The following is a 13,505-nucleotide window of genomic DNA, read 5'->3' on the forward strand; positions in this document are numbered from 1 at the left end:
AGCATGCTCGAGGCCGGCGAGTTCGTCCGCACCCTCGAAGCCAGGCAAGGCCTGCGCATCGCCTGCCCCGAAGAGATCGCCTATCGCCAGGGATGGATCTCGAACGCCCAGTTGACCACCCTCGGCCAGAAGATCGCAAAAAGCGATTACGGCCGCTACATCCTGCAGATCGCAGAGACGGGGGGTAGCCGGGCGGGCTCAGGGGTAGCGGAACCCGCGGCGGTTGAAGGTTCCGAAGCGACGATGTGAGGGGGCCGAAAGCCGGGTCACACCGGCGCCGACTGCGCCGAAGAGAAGAAAAAGACGGCGAGCGTCAGCAGGAAGGCGAAACTCACAAAGCGTATGGGAGACATGATGACCTGCGGCGGATGGATCGTTACGCGGGACCATGCCGGGCGGGCTCTGAAATCGGGATCAATTCAGCAGATAAAATTGCGTCGAATTGTGCGGTTTTCGGCCTTTGGGGCGGTTCTTTCGCTCTTTCGTCGCCTCGCCGACGGAACGCGGTAACGCCACGCCAGGTCGCTGCGCCCCTGTGCGGGGATCGAAATCGCGCTTCGCGGGTTCATTCCCCGCGCCGCCTATGGAGCGCGAGGAGTAGAACATGATCACGATCAGGCACACGACCGTTTCCTTAGCCGCCTTTCTGACGCTGGCTTCGCCAGCGATGGCGCAGTCGGCGCGCTCGCTCGGCCCCTCAACGGGTTCGGTCCGCATCGAGCAGGTCCAGGCGGGCTTTATCGCCTCTGGCGAGGCAGGCGGCGGTACCTTGCGCTTCCGCGGCCGCTCCTATCCGATCACCGTCGGCGGCCTCGGCATCGGTTCGATCGGCGCCTCCCGCACCCTCGCGACGGGGACGGTCTACGGGCTGCGAAACGTCTCCGATTTCCCTGGCGCTTATGTCCAGCTGAAGGAAGGCTGGGCGGTCGGCAATCAGGGAAGCGGCAATGTCTGGCTGCGCAACGACAAGGGCGTGACCCTGCAGCTCGCCACGCGCCGGCAGGGGCTTCAGCTTTCCTTTGGCGCCGATGGCGTGCTGATCGGCTTCAAGCAGTAGATTGCATAGCGGGCCGGCGTCGATCGTCGAGTGCTGGGCGGTGCATTAGCTCTAGGCTTTTGCGCTGCCTCGACTATGGTGCGGCCCGCTTTGTCGATACTGCTGATCCCCCTTGCCGCCCTCTCCGCCGCCGCCCTGCTGGCGGCGTTGCTCTGCGTTTGGCTGCGCCCGCTTCTGATGCGCTATGCGCTTGCCCGGCCGAATGCCCGCTCCAGCCACAAAGTGCCGACGCCGCAGGGGGGAGGCATCGCCGTGCTCGCCGGAGCCTTCCTGGCCTTGGCCGTGGCGCTCTGGCTCGGCCGGGCGGAGGCCGAAGCGTGGCGGACGGTGCTGATCGTCGGCGCGGCGGTTCTGGCGCTGGCCATCGTCGGCGCCTGGGACGATATCCGGCCTCTGCCTGCCGGTCTTCGCCTCGTGCTGCAGGCGGCCTGCGTCGGCTATGTGCTGTTTCGCGCCGCACCTGAGCTGCGCCTGTTTCCGGAGATCATGCCGATGGCGGTCGAGCGGGCGCTGGCCCTTCTCGCCGGGGTCTGGTTCGTCAACCTCGTCAACTTCATGGATGGGCTCGACTGGATCACCGTCGCCGGCATCGTACCGCTGGCCGGAGCTCTCGCACTTGCGGGAAGCCTCGGCGTGATCGATCCGGTCACCGGTTGGCTGGCCGCCGCGCTTTGTGGCGGGCTGATCGGCTTTGCTCCCTTCAACAAGCCGGTGGCCCGGCTGTTTCTCGGAGATGTCGGGTCGCTGCCGATCGGCCTCGTCACCGCCTATCTGCTCTATCGGCTGGCCGGGACCGGTGCCCTTGCCGCGGCAGTGATCCTGCCGCTCTACCACATCACCGATGCCACCATCACGCTGCTGCGCCGTCTGGCGCGTGGCGAGAAGGTCTGGGAGGCGCATCGCTCGCATTTCTACCAGCAGGCGACGACGAACGGCTTCAGCGTGATCGCGGTGGTCGGGCGCGTCGCTCTTCTGAATGTCGCTCTCGCTGTGTTGGCCGGCATCTCGATCGCCTGGCCGCAGATCGGTGTCCAGCTGGCTTGCCTCGCCGCCGCCTGCTTGCTGACGGGCTTGCTGTTGCGCCGCCTTGCGGCAGGGCCACGCCGTGGCTAGCCCGTTGATCCTCTTGACCGGTGCCAGTGGCTTCGTTGGCCCGCATGTCGTGGCGGCTCTGACGCAGGCCGGCTATCGCCTTCGTCTCGCCCAGCGTCGCCCGTACGACGGACCGGGCGGCGCCGAAACCATCGTGACGGGCGATCTGGCGGGGCCGATCGATTGGCGGCCGGCTCTCGAAGGCGTCGATCACGTGGTTCATATGGCAGGCCTTGCCCATGCCGGGCCAGGCCTCGACGAAGCGCTCTACGACCGCATCAATACCGAAGCGACGCTGGAACTGGCGCAAGCGGCCGTGGCGGCCGGCGTGCGGCGCTTCGTCTACCTCTCATCGATCAAGGCACTGTCCGGCGCCTTCGACGGGGCGCCACTGTCCGAAGCGGCAGAGCCTTCGCCCGGCGATGCCTATGGCCGCTCCAAGCTCGCGGCCGAACATGGGCTCGACCGGCTGGATCTCGATTGGGTGGCGCTGCGCCCGGTGCTGATCTACGGCTCCGGTGTCAAGGCCAACATGGCGGCGCTGCTCAGGCTCGCAAGCCTGCCCATCCCCTTGCCGCTCGGGGGCCTGAAGGCTCCGCGCTCGTTGCTCGCGGTCGAGAACATCGCCGACGCCATCCGCTTCGCCCTGACGCCCGATTGCCCGGCACGGCAGGCCTACACGGTCTCCGACCCCGAGCCGATCAGCGTCGCCGACATTCTGGCGGCGTTGCGCCTCGGCCTCGGCCGTTCACCGGGGCTTATTTCGGTGCCGGAGCCGTTGCTCAGGCGGCTGGCGCGCCTCTCCGGGCGCGAGGAGACCTTCGTCAAGCTGGCGGGGAGCCTCGTCGCGCGGCCCGAGCGCCTGCTCAAGGCCGGCTGGCGACCGCCTGCAGAGACGAAAGCGGCTCTGGCGCGGCTTGCTGCTGGGCCTCGCGCTGGCTGAAATCGGGGATCGCCTCTTCGAGCACCGCATTGGCCGCGGCGCGGTCGTCGGCCTTCACGGCCGCTTCCAGACGGGCCAGCCAGCCCTGCAGGCGGGCCCGGCCGGCGAAGATCGGCTTGGCGGCCATGACGCCGTCGAGCCCGGTTTCGGCCATCGGCTCGTCCCGCGCGAACAGGATTTCGTTCAGTCGCTCGCCGGGCCTGACGCCTGACACGGTGATCTCGATGTCTTCGCCCGGCTCGAAGCCGGCGAGGCGGATCATCCGCTCGGCCAGATCCATGATCCGCATGGGCTGGCCCATCTTGAGCACATAGACAGCGGCCCGCTCGGCATCCGGCCCGCCGGCCGGTGCGTGCGAGGCTGCGGTCAGCACCAGATCGCAGGCCTCGCGGATCGTCATGAAGTAGCGGATCATGTCCGGGCTGGTGACGGTGACGGGGCCGCCGCGGGCGATCTGCGCCTTGAATTTCGGCACCACCGATCCGACGGAACCGAGGACATTGCCGAAGCGCACCGCCACCAGCCTGATGCCGGAGGTCGCAGCCACGAACTCGGCGTCGCGCGACTGCGCGTACATCTCCGCGAAGCGCTTGGTGGCGCCGAGCATCGAGACCGGCTCGATCGCCTTGTCGGTCGAGATCAGCACGAAGATCTTCGTCCCCGAGGCGACGGCCGCGTCGGTGACGTTCACCGAGCCGAAGATGTTGGTCTTGATGCCCTCGCTCCAGTCCGCCTCGAGATAGGGTACGTGCTTCAGTGCGGCGGCATGGACGACGATGTCGGGCTGGAAGGCGACGAAGAGCGGCATGATGCGCTCACGGTCGCGCACATCGGCCAGGACGCCCGAGACAGCCGTGTCCGGAGCCTGGACGGCAAGCTGCTCGGTAATCTGGAACAGGGCAGGCTCCGAGCTTTCGACGATCAGCAGCTCGGCCGCACCGAAAGCGGCGCAGCGCAGGCAGATCTCTGAGCCGATCGACCCGCCGCCACCCGTGACGATCACCCGCTTGCCCTTGAGAAAGGCGCCCAGCCGTTCGCGGTCGATGGCGACCGTCGAGCGCACCAGCAGGTCTTCAATCTCCAGCGGCGCGACCTCGGTGTCGCGCGCCCCTTCGCCCAACGCCTCGATGCGCGAGATCGGCAGGGCGAGCTTACGGGTCCGCGCGAGCCATTTCTCGGGCTGCGCCTCGGGCAACAGAGCCGAGGGCGTGGCCACGATGCGGCGGAAGGCCTCGCCGCGCTCGGCGGCATCGGACGCGATTTCCTCGATATCGGAGAGCAAGCCGAGCACCGGGACGCCGCGAATCGACTGGCCGAGATCGTCGGGGCGGGGCGACAGAATGCCAGCCGGCTGCAATCGCTTCATCGTGCCCGTCTCGATGGCGCGGATCACCATTTCGACTTCGACGCCACGCCCCAGAATCAGGGTCGGCAGGGTCGCCTCGCGTTCCGCGCTGGAGCGCGACCGGGCATATTTAAGGTAGCGATAGGCAAGGCGCGGTCCGCCCAGCAGAGCGGTCTGGACGAGCCAGTAGAGAGCGATCGTGATCTTGCCGAAATAGAAATTGCCGTAGAAATTGGGCGCGACCAGCACATAGTCGACGGCCAGCAGGGTCACGGTGAGGACCGAGACGGCCTTGACGATGTTCGACAGGTCCGGCAGCGAGGCGAAGCGCCACTTGGAGCGGTAGAGCGAGAAGAACCAGTAGACCAGCCCCGCATAAGCCACGAAGAACGGCAGGAAGCGCGGCAGGTAGCGCAGATGCTCGTCGAGCTGCCCACCTTCGAAGCGGACGACGAAGACGAGCCAGATCGCCAGCGCCGTCATCACGAGGTCGTGGACGATGACAGCTGTCTTCTTCAGATTCTGTTTGGGCAGGATGGCCATGTCAGGCGGGGTATCCCGCTCCCTCGATGGCTTGTCAACGCAGCGTTGCGCGGTTGCTCAGTTCACAGGCGGCCTGGCTTCCAGCGCGCTGAGGACGAAGGCGATCATTTCGTCGGGCGAAGGGCCGGGAATGCACTCGCATTGCGTGATCAGCAGCGGATGCATGAAGCGGATCATCGCCGTGCGGATACAGCCCGTCGCATGGGCCGGCTCCATGGGCCGGAATTCGCCGCGGGCGATGCCATCCGCCACGACCCGGCGCAGAACCACGTCGAAGCGCTCGATATGCGCGATGATCGCGTCCCAGCTCTCCTCCATGGCCGCACAGACCATTTCCTGCATCTTGGCATGCCCGGCGAAGCGGGCGGCGTTGAGCCGGTAGGAGGTGGCGAGAATGTCGCGCAGCCGGTCCGCGGCAGGGCGATCCTCGGCGGCGATGTTGGCGATCGCCTCTTCCTGCTCGCGCTTGTAGCGCTCGAGCACCGCTTCGTTGATCGACTTCTTGGAGTCGAAGAAGCGGTAGACATTGGCGGGGCTCATCCGTAGGGACTTCGCGATGTCCGCCACGGTCGTCTTCTGATAGCCGATGTCCCGAAAAAAGCGTTCGGCGGTGTCGACGATGATCTGCTTGGTATCGCGTTCGGAATGACTCACGGCGTCGCCGGCTTGCTTGTATTTCAACGAATGCGGTGAAGAATTGATCTCTATGACGATTTTCGTCATTCGTCAACCTTATGGCGAATAAAGACTTTTGCCTTGACGCAGATCAAACCCGCCTGAAGTCGGATGCTGACAGCCGCTGCCATGCCGCGGCAAGTTGCGCGGGAAGTGCCGGCATTCGGCTGACCTACGGGGCCGGAAGCCGCGATTTCGCGATGTCCAGCAGCGCATCGATGTCGAGATGGCGCTGGAGATGGTCTGCAAGCGCGTCGAGCGTTCCGTCGATGGCCTCGTCATAAGCCAGCGACGACGGCAGGCTGGTGCCGGCTATCCGTGCGAGCCAGGCGCCGCGCACTGCGTCGGAGGCAAAGATGCCATGCAGATAGCAGCCCGCGACGCGGCCGTCGGGGCTGGCCGCGCCTTCGGCCCTCCCATGGACCGCGAATGGTGCGCGGAGAGTGTCGTCGCCCATGGTTCGGCCGAGATGGATCTCATAGGCTTGCCCATGGGTGGCACTGGCGATGTCGCTAAAGCCGACCTCGCGAACGGTCTTCTCTGCATCAAGGCTGGTTTCGACATCGAGAAGGCCGAGGCCCGCCGCCTCTCCTGCGGGGCCTTCCAGTCCATGCGGGTCGCGGACCACGCGCCCGAGCATCTGATAGCCGCCGCAGAGGCCGAGGATATGCCCTCCGCGCCGGCGATGGGCGAGGATGTCGATGTCCCAGCCCTCCCGTCGCAGCGCCGCAAGGTCCCGCAAGGTCGTCTTGGACCCCGGCAGGATGACGAGATCGGCATCCCCTGGAAGCGCCCGGCCGGGGCCGATCATGGCGAGATCGACGCCGTCTTCCAGCTTGAGCGGATCGAGGTCGTCGAAATTGGCGATGCCCGGCAGCACGGGCACGACGATCTTGAGCCGCGCGCCGGGCTTCCGCCCCGACCGGATATCAAGCCCGTCTTCCGCGGGCAGGCGCGCCGCGTCCGCGAACCAGGGGATGACACCCAGAGAGGGCCAGCCCGTCGCTGTCGCGATGGTGTCGAGGCCGGGGCCGAACAATCCGATATCGCCGCGGAAGCGGTTGATCGCGAAAGCGCGGATCATCGCCCGATCGGCCGGATCGAGCACGGCATGGGTGCCGACGAGGCTGGCGATGACCCCGCCGCGGTCGATATCGCCGACCAGCACCGCAGGAACGCCGGCGGCCCGCGCGAATCCGAGATTGGCGATGTCGCGGGTGCGCAGATTGGTCTCGGCCGGTGAACCCGCCCCTTCGACGATAACGAGATCGGCCTGCTCACCGAGGCGCCCGAAGCTCTCGAGCACGCGCGGCAGGAAATCGCCGCGCCGCGCGAAATCGCGGGAGGCCAGCCGCCCGGCGACGCGGCCCTGCAGGATGATCTGGCTGCCCTGCTCGCCTTCGGGCTTCAGCAGGACCGGGTTCATGTCGGGATGCGGCTCGATGCGTGCGGCGCGTGCCTGCAGCGCCTGCGCGCGTCCGATCTCGCCTGCGGCGGTCGCAGCGGCATTGTTCGACATGTTCTGCGGCTTGAAGGGGCGCACGCGGAGCCCGCGATTCGCGAGGAGCCGGCAGAGGCCCGCGACGATCAGTGACTTTCCGACATTGGAGCCGGTGCCGAGGATCATGATGGCGGGCGTAGGAGCGCGGGACATCAGCCTGCTTAGCCCGGTTTTCCGTGGCGCGGAAAGCCGGTTGCCGGGGGCAATCTTCATGCAAGGAAGGTGCAGAACTCTGGCGCCGTCTGCGCCGAACGATCCTGCTCGTGGGGATCGATCATCCTGACAAGGTTCGCCGGTCCACTGCGGCACCTTGCTACGCCAAAGGGGCGAAGTCGTAACAAGATCCCGCCGAGGACCGGCTGAGACTCAATAAACACTGACCCATGACGAATGTCAACATTCATCACTCGGCAGTCGATACAGGCGCCGTGGCTAGGCACCGGTCCCGGGGTGCGCGCCACGCCCCGGCGTGCTAAGCCAGCCTCGTTCTTGCTCCTGCCGGCCTCTGCGATGAATCCGATCTTCTCTGCTCTTCCGACCACCGTCTTCGAGGCGATGTCGCAGCTCGCGCGCGAAACCGGCGCGGTCAATCTCGGCCAGGGCTTCCCGGACGATCCCGGTCCGGAGGATGTGCGGCGCAAGGCTGCGGATGCCGTCATGGACGGCTGGAACCAATATCCGCCGATGATGGGTTTGCCTGAACTGCGACAGGCGACCGCCACGCACTTCAAGCACTGGCAGGGCCTTGATCTCGATCCGAACAGCGAGGTGATGGTGACGTCCGGTGCGACCGAGGCGATCGCCGGAGCGCTGATGGCGCTCGTCACGCCCGGCGACGAGGTCGTGCTGTTCGAGCCGATGTATGACGCCTATCTGCCGCTGGTGCGGCGCGCCGGCGGGATCCCGAAATTCGTGACGCTGACGCCGCCCCATTTCGGGTTGACGGAAGAGGCGCTGGCGAAGGCCTTCTCGCCGAAGACGAAGGTCGTGCTGTTCAACAACCCGCTCAACCCGACGGCGACGATCTTCAGCCAGGCCGATCTCGATATCCTCGCCGATTTCTGCGTCCGCCACGACGCGATCGCGATCTGCGACGAGGTCTGGGAGCATGTCGTCTTCGACGGACATCGCCATGCCTCGGTCCTCGGCCGGCCGGACATGCGCGAGCGTACCGTCAAGATCTCGTCGGCCGGCAAGATCTTCTCGCTCACGGGCTGGAAGGTCGGGCTCGTCATGGCCGCCCCCGCGATCATGCGGGTCCTCGCCAAGGCGCATCAATACATCACCTTCACCACCCCGCCGAACCTGCAGGCGGCCGTCGCCTACGGGCTGGGCAAGGCGGACGGCTACTTCGAGGGCATGCGCGCCGATTTCCAGCGCTCGCGCGACCGTTTCGCCGCAGGCCTGGGCGATCTCGGCTTTACGGTGCTGCCCAGCGCCGGGACCTATTTCCTCAATGTCGACATCGCACCGCTCGGCGAGAGCGACGATGCCGATTTCTGTCGGCGCCTCGTCACCGAGAGCGGCGTCGCCGCGATCCCGGTCAGTGCCTTCTATGCCGAGGGCGCGGTGAGGAATGTCGTCCGCTTCTGCTTCGCCAAGCGTGACGCGACGCTCGATGCGGCGCTGGAGAGGCTGGCCGCCCGCCGCCTGCGCTGAAGCGGACGGCTGCTTCGTCAGTCGCTGATCAGCTTGGTCGCCACGGCCCCGGCGGCGACGAGCCGCTTCTGGAGATCGGCGACGAGCGAATCGCTGCCTGCTGAGCGGCGGGCCGTCTCCGTCGCCGTCATCAACTGAGCCAGCGCCTTCTGCGCCAGCTCCTTGTCCTTGTTGCGTCGCGCCAGCTGAAGCATGGCCTCGGCCTGATTGGCGAGGCTGCGCGCCCAGAGCAACGGCACGCTCTCCTGTCGCCGTTCCTGCAGGGCGGCGGCGAAGGCGGCGATCGCCTCCTCGATGACGACAGGCTCGCTGTAGCGCTCGCCCATGGCCGCGAGCACGCTGCCCATCTGGTCCTGGAGTTCCGCCCAGCGCAATGGCTCGCGGCTGCGCTCCGTCGCCATGGATACCCGGTTGAGCCCGTTGAAGGCACGCTCCAGCAGCGAAAGATCGCTTCGGCGGCGGCCGAGCGTCGCCCGGGCCCGCGAGATCATATGCTCGGCCTCAAGCCAGCGCGGCTCGTCGTCGGTGCGATCCCATGCGGCGAGGACGCTGGCATACTCCGCGATGGCTTCTTCGAGCAGCTCATCGTCCTTTTGCGTCACCCCGAGCGTGACAGCGATTCGACCGATGCGCAGTTTCAGCATGCGCCAGAGCGACGGGTCCTCGTCGCGGCTCAGATATTCGATGCCTGAACGGCAATGGGCGAGCGCCGAAGTCAGAAGTTTCGTCTCGCCGGTGAGCGCCGCGAGACCCTCCAACGCAGTGGCCAGAGCCTCCTGGGCACCGGCAAAGGCCACGGTATCCGCCAGGCGGTCGAGACCTTCGAGCAGGCGGCGCAACGCTGCAATGGCGGTGTCATAGCCGTCGCGCCCGCCGAAATCCTCGCTGATGCGCGCCAACGCCTTCGCCTGATCCAGCGCGGCAGCGCGGCTGCGTTCGACATCGGCGAGGCCGATCAATGTGGAGGCCTCGCCGTAACGGGTGGACGCTTCGCGATAGCCTTCGGCGGTTGTGCGCAGGAAGCTGAGCGTCGCACGATCCGCCCGGTTCTCGCCAATCAGCAGCCGTCGCTCGGTCGGCAGTGTCGAAAGGTCTGACGCGCCGCCGATGGCGTGCAGTTCGGCTTGCGCCAGGGCTTTGTCCGCATCGGCGAAGCTTCCGGCACCGAGGGCTGCGGCGGCCTCCCGGCGCAGACGCTGAATTTCGGCGTCGCCGACCGTTACCGCAAGGCTCTGGGCCAGGGAGAGGAAGTCCGCGGCCTTGCGATCGAGCAAGGCTTCGGCGGGAAGTGTCAGGCCGGGGCGACGCAGCCAGTCCGCAATCATCGCCGCCAGCGCCACCGGCGGCAGGCCGTGGCGTCCGGCGACGCGCGCCAGAAGCGGGACGATCTGGTCGGGTTGACTGATGGCTGCCTCCCGTTCCGCCTCGGCCTCAAGCATTTTCGAGCGAAGTGGATACCGGTTCGCGTTCAGAAAATGCGATAAAATGAAGAGGTGGAGCATTCCGCGATCCGAAGAACGCGGAATGCTCCAAATACTTACTTCGCAGCGATGACCGCGATCTCGACGGTGAACTGCGGCGCGGCCAGCTTGGCCTCGACCGTGGCGCGGCCCGGCGTCTGGCCGGCGATCACCCACTTGTCCCAGACGGCGTTCATCTCGGCGAAGGTCGACATGTCGGAGAGCCAGATATTGACCATCAGCAGCTTCGACTTGTCGGTGCCGGCTTCGGCCAGCAGCCCGTCGATGATGCCGAGGATGTCGGCAGTCTGCTCGCCCACGCTCTTGCCGGCGGCCTTGTCCGCGACCTGGCCGGCCAGATAGACGGTGTCGCCGTGCACGACGGCCTTGGACATGCGCGGGCCGACGCCGATACGCTGAATGCTCATAGTCAAATCTCCTTGAACGGATGCCTTCGCTGGTAGCCCGGTATGGCCGGTTTCGCAAATCATAAGGCGCTCAGACGAGGCTCACCCAACCCAACCAGAGCACAGCGTAGCGGCCCGCCTTGCCGAGCAGCACGAGCGCGATGAAGCGGCCGGGCGGATAGTTCAGCGTGCCGGCGACGAAGGTCAGCGGGTCGCCGACGATGGGCAGCCAGGCCAGCAGCAGCGAGGGCCAGCCAAAACGGCTGAAGAAGGCTTGTGCCTGCGCGAAGCGGGCCGGATCGGGCCGCAGCCGTGCCGGGAGCTTCTCGACGCCGTGGCGCGCGATCAGCCATCCGAGCCACCAGTTGACGATGGAGCCGGCGGTGTTGGCGAGACTCGCGGTCAGGAACAGCGCGAGCGGATCGGCGCTTTTCGTCGCCAGCAATCCGAGAAAGACCGCTTCCGACTGCGCCGGCAGCAAGGTGGCGGCTACGAAAGCCGCACCCGCCATCAGGCCGAGGGAGGAGAGTGCTTCCACGGATCCCACGTCATTCCGGGCAAGCGGCGCAGCCGCTCAGATCCGCAATCCATCGAAGCGCTCGGCACTCCACGATGGATTCCGGCGATCCGCTTCGCGGCGGCCAGAATGACGAGGACGGTTTGAGCAAGATCGTGGCGATCACAGCCGCCGCAGGGCGACCTGCTGGATGCGGTGGCTCGCGCCCTTGGTCAGGATCAGGCTGGCGCGCTGGCGCGTCGGCAGGATGTTCTCCTGCAGGTTCGGCAGGTTGATGCCGGTCCACAGCTTCTCGGCGATCCCGAGCGCCTCCTCCTCGCCGATCTCGGCGTATTTGCGGAAGAAGGAGCGCGGGTCACGGAAGGCGGTCTGGCGCAGCGTCATGAAGCGGTTGACGTACCAGCGGTGCAGGTCGTTCTCATCGGCGTCGAGATAGACCGAGAAATCGAAATAATCGGAGACGAAGGGAATGACCGTGCCATCCTTCGGCATCCGGCTCGGCTGCAGGACGTTGAGCCCTTCGAGGATCAGGATGTCCGGCCGCTCGACCGTCACCGTCTCGCCGGGAACCACGTCATAGACGAGGTGCGAATAGACCGGCGCCGTCACCTGTGGCTTGCCGGCCTTCACGTCCGAGAGGAAGCGCAGGATCGACGCGCCATCATAGCTTTCGGGGAAGCCCTTGCGCTGCATCAGGCCGCGGCGCTCGAGCTCGGCATTGGGCAGCAGGAAGCCGTCGGTGGTGACGAGTTCGACCTTCGGCGTGTTCGGCCAGCGCGAGAGCAGCGCCTTCAGCACGCGCGCCGTGGTCGACTTGCCCACCGCTACCGAGCCGGCAACCCCGATGACATAGGGCACCTTGACCTCGGACTCGGCGATCAGGAAGCGCTGCGTCGCCTTGAACAGGCCCTGCGTCGCGGCGACGTAGAGCGAGAGCAGGCGCGACAGCGGCAGGTAGATCGCCACGATCTCGTCGAGCGAAATCGGATCGTTGATCGATTGCAGCTTGGTCAGGTCGTCGACCGAGAGAGTCAGCGGAGCATCGGCGCGCAGATGCGCCCACTCGTCCCGCGAGAACAGGCGGTAGGGCGAGACCAGTTCGCGCTCAGGCGAAGTCGTGATGTGACGCTGGTCCATGACGCGACCCGCAATCCAGGCTTCCAGGTTCAACGCGGGTTCATCCTCGCGGTACTCAACGGGGCCGGGCCGCCTTTTCCGCCACTCCGGAGCGGGCGGTGCGGGCCTCAAGCTGGCTCAAGACGTCCCGCAATGCAACATCGCGCGCCTTGAGCACGACCAAAAGATGATAAAGCACGTCGGCGCTTTCGGCGATGAGCTCGGCCCGGTCGCCTTTCACCGCCGCGATCACGGCCTCGACCGCTTCCTCGCCGAACTTCTTGGCGGCCCGCTCCGGCCCGGCTGCGAGCAGCTTGGCGGTCCAGGATTCCTCAGGCGAGGCGCTGGCGCGTTCGGCGATGCGGGCTTCGAGATCGGAGAGGGTGAAGCCGGCCATCAGTCGAGCCTCATCCGCAGCCCGGCTTCCGCCATATGCATCTTGGCCTGCTGAATCGTGTAGGTGCCGAAATGGAAGATCGAGGCGGCGAGCACCGCCGAGGCATGGCCCTTGCTGACGCCGGCGACGAGATCGTCGAGATTGCCGACGCCGCCGGAGGCGATGACCGGGACCGAGACCGCATCGGCGATCGCGCAAGTCAGGCCCAGATCGTAGCCGGACTTGGTGCCGTCCTTGTCCATCGAGGTCACCAGCAGTTCGCCCGCGCCCAGCGAGACGACCTCGCGCGCGAAGGCGACGGCCTCGATGCCCGTGGCGTTGCGCCCGCCATGGGTAAAGATCTCCCAGCGGCCCGGCGAGACCTGCTTGGCGTCGATGGCGACGACAATGCACTGGTCGCCGAACTTCTCGGCCGCTTCCTTGACGAACTGGCGGTTGGTGACGGCGGCGGTGTTGATCGAGACTTTGTCGGCGCCGGCAAGCAGCAAAGCGCGGATATCCTCGACCTTGCGCACCCCGCCGCCGACGGTCAGCGGCATGAAGCAGGCTTCGGCCGTGCGCGTCACCACGTCGAACAGAATGCCGCGATCCTCATGGCTCGCGGTGATGTCGAGGAAGCAGAGTTCGTCGGCCCCGGCCGCGTCATAGGCCTTGGCGGCCTCGACCGGATCGCCGGCATCGACGAGATCGAGGAACTTCACGCCCTTGACGACGCGGCCGTCCTTGACGTCGAGGCAGGGGATGATGCGGGTTTTCAGGGTCATCGGCAGGGAAAACTCATGCGCGGAACCGA

Annotated in this window: 14 protein-coding genes and 1 pseudogene; 5 read left to right on the top strand and 10 right to left on the bottom strand. The window is 66.5% G+C overall.

Going from position 1 to position 13,505, the window contains the following annotated elements:
- Positions 1 to 249, top strand: a pseudogene (locus tag AB4Z10_RS14495) (hypothetical protein); the annotation flags it as partial.
- A gap of 165 nt (positions 250 to 414) precedes the next feature.
- Here the strand turns inward: AB4Z10_RS14495 and AB4Z10_RS14500 are convergent.
- On the bottom strand, positions 415 to 624 hold the full coding sequence (locus AB4Z10_RS14500; protein ID WP_441471096.1) for a hypothetical protein: 210 nt from the start codon (positions 622 to 624) through the stop codon (positions 415 to 417).
- On the opposite strand from AB4Z10_RS14500, the gene AB4Z10_RS14505 reads away from it, so the two are divergent.
- From AB4Z10_RS14505 to AB4Z10_RS14515, 3 genes are all read left to right on the top strand, one after another.
- Positions 605 to 1,057, top strand: a complete 453-nt coding sequence (locus AB4Z10_RS14505) for a hypothetical protein (RefSeq protein ID WP_441471097.1) — start codon at positions 605 to 607, stop codon at positions 1,055 to 1,057. The genes AB4Z10_RS14500 and AB4Z10_RS14505 overlap by 20 nt on opposite strands.
- Positions 1,058 to 1,153: 96 nt before the next feature.
- Positions 1,154 to 2,170, top strand: coding sequence for an MraY family glycosyltransferase (locus AB4Z10_RS14510; RefSeq protein WP_441471339.1), 1,017 nt, complete (start codon positions 1,154 to 1,156; stop codon positions 2,168 to 2,170).
- Entirely contained in the window at positions 2,163 to 3,092 is a 930-nt protein-coding gene (locus AB4Z10_RS14515; RefSeq protein ID WP_441471098.1) for an NAD-dependent epimerase/dehydratase family protein, read from the top strand. Before AB4Z10_RS14510 ends, AB4Z10_RS14515 begins: the two co-directional genes overlap by 8 nt.
- On the opposite strand, the gene AB4Z10_RS14520 is transcribed toward AB4Z10_RS14515, so the two are convergent.
- The 3 genes from AB4Z10_RS14520 to AB4Z10_RS14530 form a co-directional block, all read right to left on the bottom strand.
- Positions 3,016 to 4,971, bottom strand: a complete 1,956-nt coding sequence (locus AB4Z10_RS14520) for an SDR family NAD(P)-dependent oxidoreductase (protein WP_441471340.1) — start codon at positions 4,969 to 4,971, stop codon at positions 3,016 to 3,018. The two genes, AB4Z10_RS14515 and AB4Z10_RS14520, sit on opposite strands and share 77 nt — an antisense overlap.
- A 66-nt stretch (positions 4,972 to 5,037) precedes the next feature.
- Complete coding sequence (locus AB4Z10_RS14525; protein WP_441471099.1) at positions 5,038 to 5,634, bottom strand: TetR/AcrR family transcriptional regulator; 597 nt, start codon at positions 5,632 to 5,634, stop codon at positions 5,038 to 5,040.
- A 193-nt stretch (positions 5,635 to 5,827) separates the two neighbouring features.
- Positions 5,828 to 7,309, bottom strand: a complete 1,482-nt coding sequence (locus tag AB4Z10_RS14530; protein WP_441471100.1) for a cobyric acid synthase — start codon at positions 7,307 to 7,309, stop codon at positions 5,828 to 5,830.
- 357 nt (positions 7,310 to 7,666) lie between these two features.
- Here AB4Z10_RS14530 and AB4Z10_RS14535 point away from each other — a divergent pair, with 357 nt between their 5' ends.
- Positions 7,667 to 8,815, top strand: a complete 1,149-nt coding sequence (locus tag AB4Z10_RS14535) for an aminotransferase (protein WP_441471101.1) — start codon at positions 7,667 to 7,669, stop codon at positions 8,813 to 8,815.
- Positions 8,816 to 8,832: 17 nt separating this feature from the next.
- Here AB4Z10_RS14535 and AB4Z10_RS14540 read toward each other — a convergent pair whose 3' ends face one another.
- From AB4Z10_RS14540 to hisF, 6 genes are all read right to left on the bottom strand, one after another.
- Positions 8,833 to 10,452 (bottom strand): coiled-coil domain-containing protein, encoded by a 1,620-nt coding sequence (locus AB4Z10_RS14540; RefSeq protein WP_441471102.1) that lies wholly within the window; start codon positions 10,450 to 10,452, stop codon positions 8,833 to 8,835.
- Entirely contained in the window at positions 10,353 to 10,703 is a 351-nt protein-coding gene (locus tag AB4Z10_RS14545) for a RidA family protein (protein WP_441471103.1), read from the bottom strand. The genes AB4Z10_RS14540 and AB4Z10_RS14545 overlap by 100 nt, the downstream gene beginning before the upstream one ends.
- 70 nt (positions 10,704 to 10,773) lie before the next feature.
- Complete coding sequence (locus tag AB4Z10_RS14550; protein WP_441471104.1) at positions 10,774 to 11,220, bottom strand: YqaA family protein; 447 nt, start codon at positions 11,218 to 11,220, stop codon at positions 10,774 to 10,776.
- A gap of 141 nt (positions 11,221 to 11,361) precedes the next feature.
- Entirely contained in the window at positions 11,362 to 12,336 is a 975-nt protein-coding gene (gene coaA, locus AB4Z10_RS14555) for a type I pantothenate kinase (protein ID WP_441471341.1), read from the bottom strand.
- Between the two features lie 55 nt (positions 12,337 to 12,391).
- Positions 12,392 to 12,712, bottom strand: coding sequence for a phosphoribosyl-ATP diphosphatase (locus AB4Z10_RS14560; RefSeq protein WP_441471105.1), 321 nt, complete (start codon positions 12,710 to 12,712; stop codon positions 12,392 to 12,394).
- A complete protein-coding gene (hisF, locus tag AB4Z10_RS14565) occupies positions 12,712 to 13,476 on the bottom strand; it encodes an imidazole glycerol phosphate synthase subunit HisF (protein ID WP_441471106.1) in 765 nt (254 codons plus the stop codon). The genes AB4Z10_RS14560 and hisF overlap by 1 nt, the downstream gene beginning before the upstream one ends.
- Between the last annotated feature and the right edge of the window lie 29 nt (positions 13,477 to 13,505).

The organism is Allobosea sp. RAF48 (assembly GCF_052114025.1).
Classification (GTDB): domain Bacteria; phylum Pseudomonadota; class Alphaproteobacteria; order Rhizobiales; family Beijerinckiaceae; genus Allobosea.

Bases quoted from the DNA above. Each gene is read 5' to 3' on its own strand.
- AB4Z10_RS14545 (WP_441471103.1), bottom strand. From the start codon at position 10,703: ATGAGCATTCAGCGTATCGGCGTCGGCCCGCGCATGTCCAAGGCCGTC.
- AB4Z10_RS14535 (WP_441471101.1), top strand. From the start codon at position 7,667: ATGAATCCGATCTTCTCTGCTCTTCCGACCACCGTCTTCGAGGCGATG.
- AB4Z10_RS14560 (WP_441471105.1), bottom strand. From the start codon at position 12,712: ATGGCCGGCTTCACCCTCTCCGATCTCGAAGCCCGCATCGCCGAACGC.
- coaA (WP_441471341.1), bottom strand. From the start codon at position 12,336: ATGGACCAGCGTCACATCACGACTTCGCCTGAGCGCGAACTGGTCTCG.
- AB4Z10_RS14530 (WP_441471100.1), bottom strand. From the start codon at position 7,309: ATGTCCCGCGCTCCTACGCCCGCCATCATGATCCTCGGCACCGGCTCC.
- AB4Z10_RS14505 (WP_441471097.1), top strand. From the start codon at position 605: ATGATCACGATCAGGCACACGACCGTTTCCTTAGCCGCCTTTCTGACG.
- hisF (WP_441471106.1), bottom strand. From the start codon at position 13,476: ATGACCCTGAAAACCCGCATCATCCCCTGCCTCGACGTCAAGGACGGC.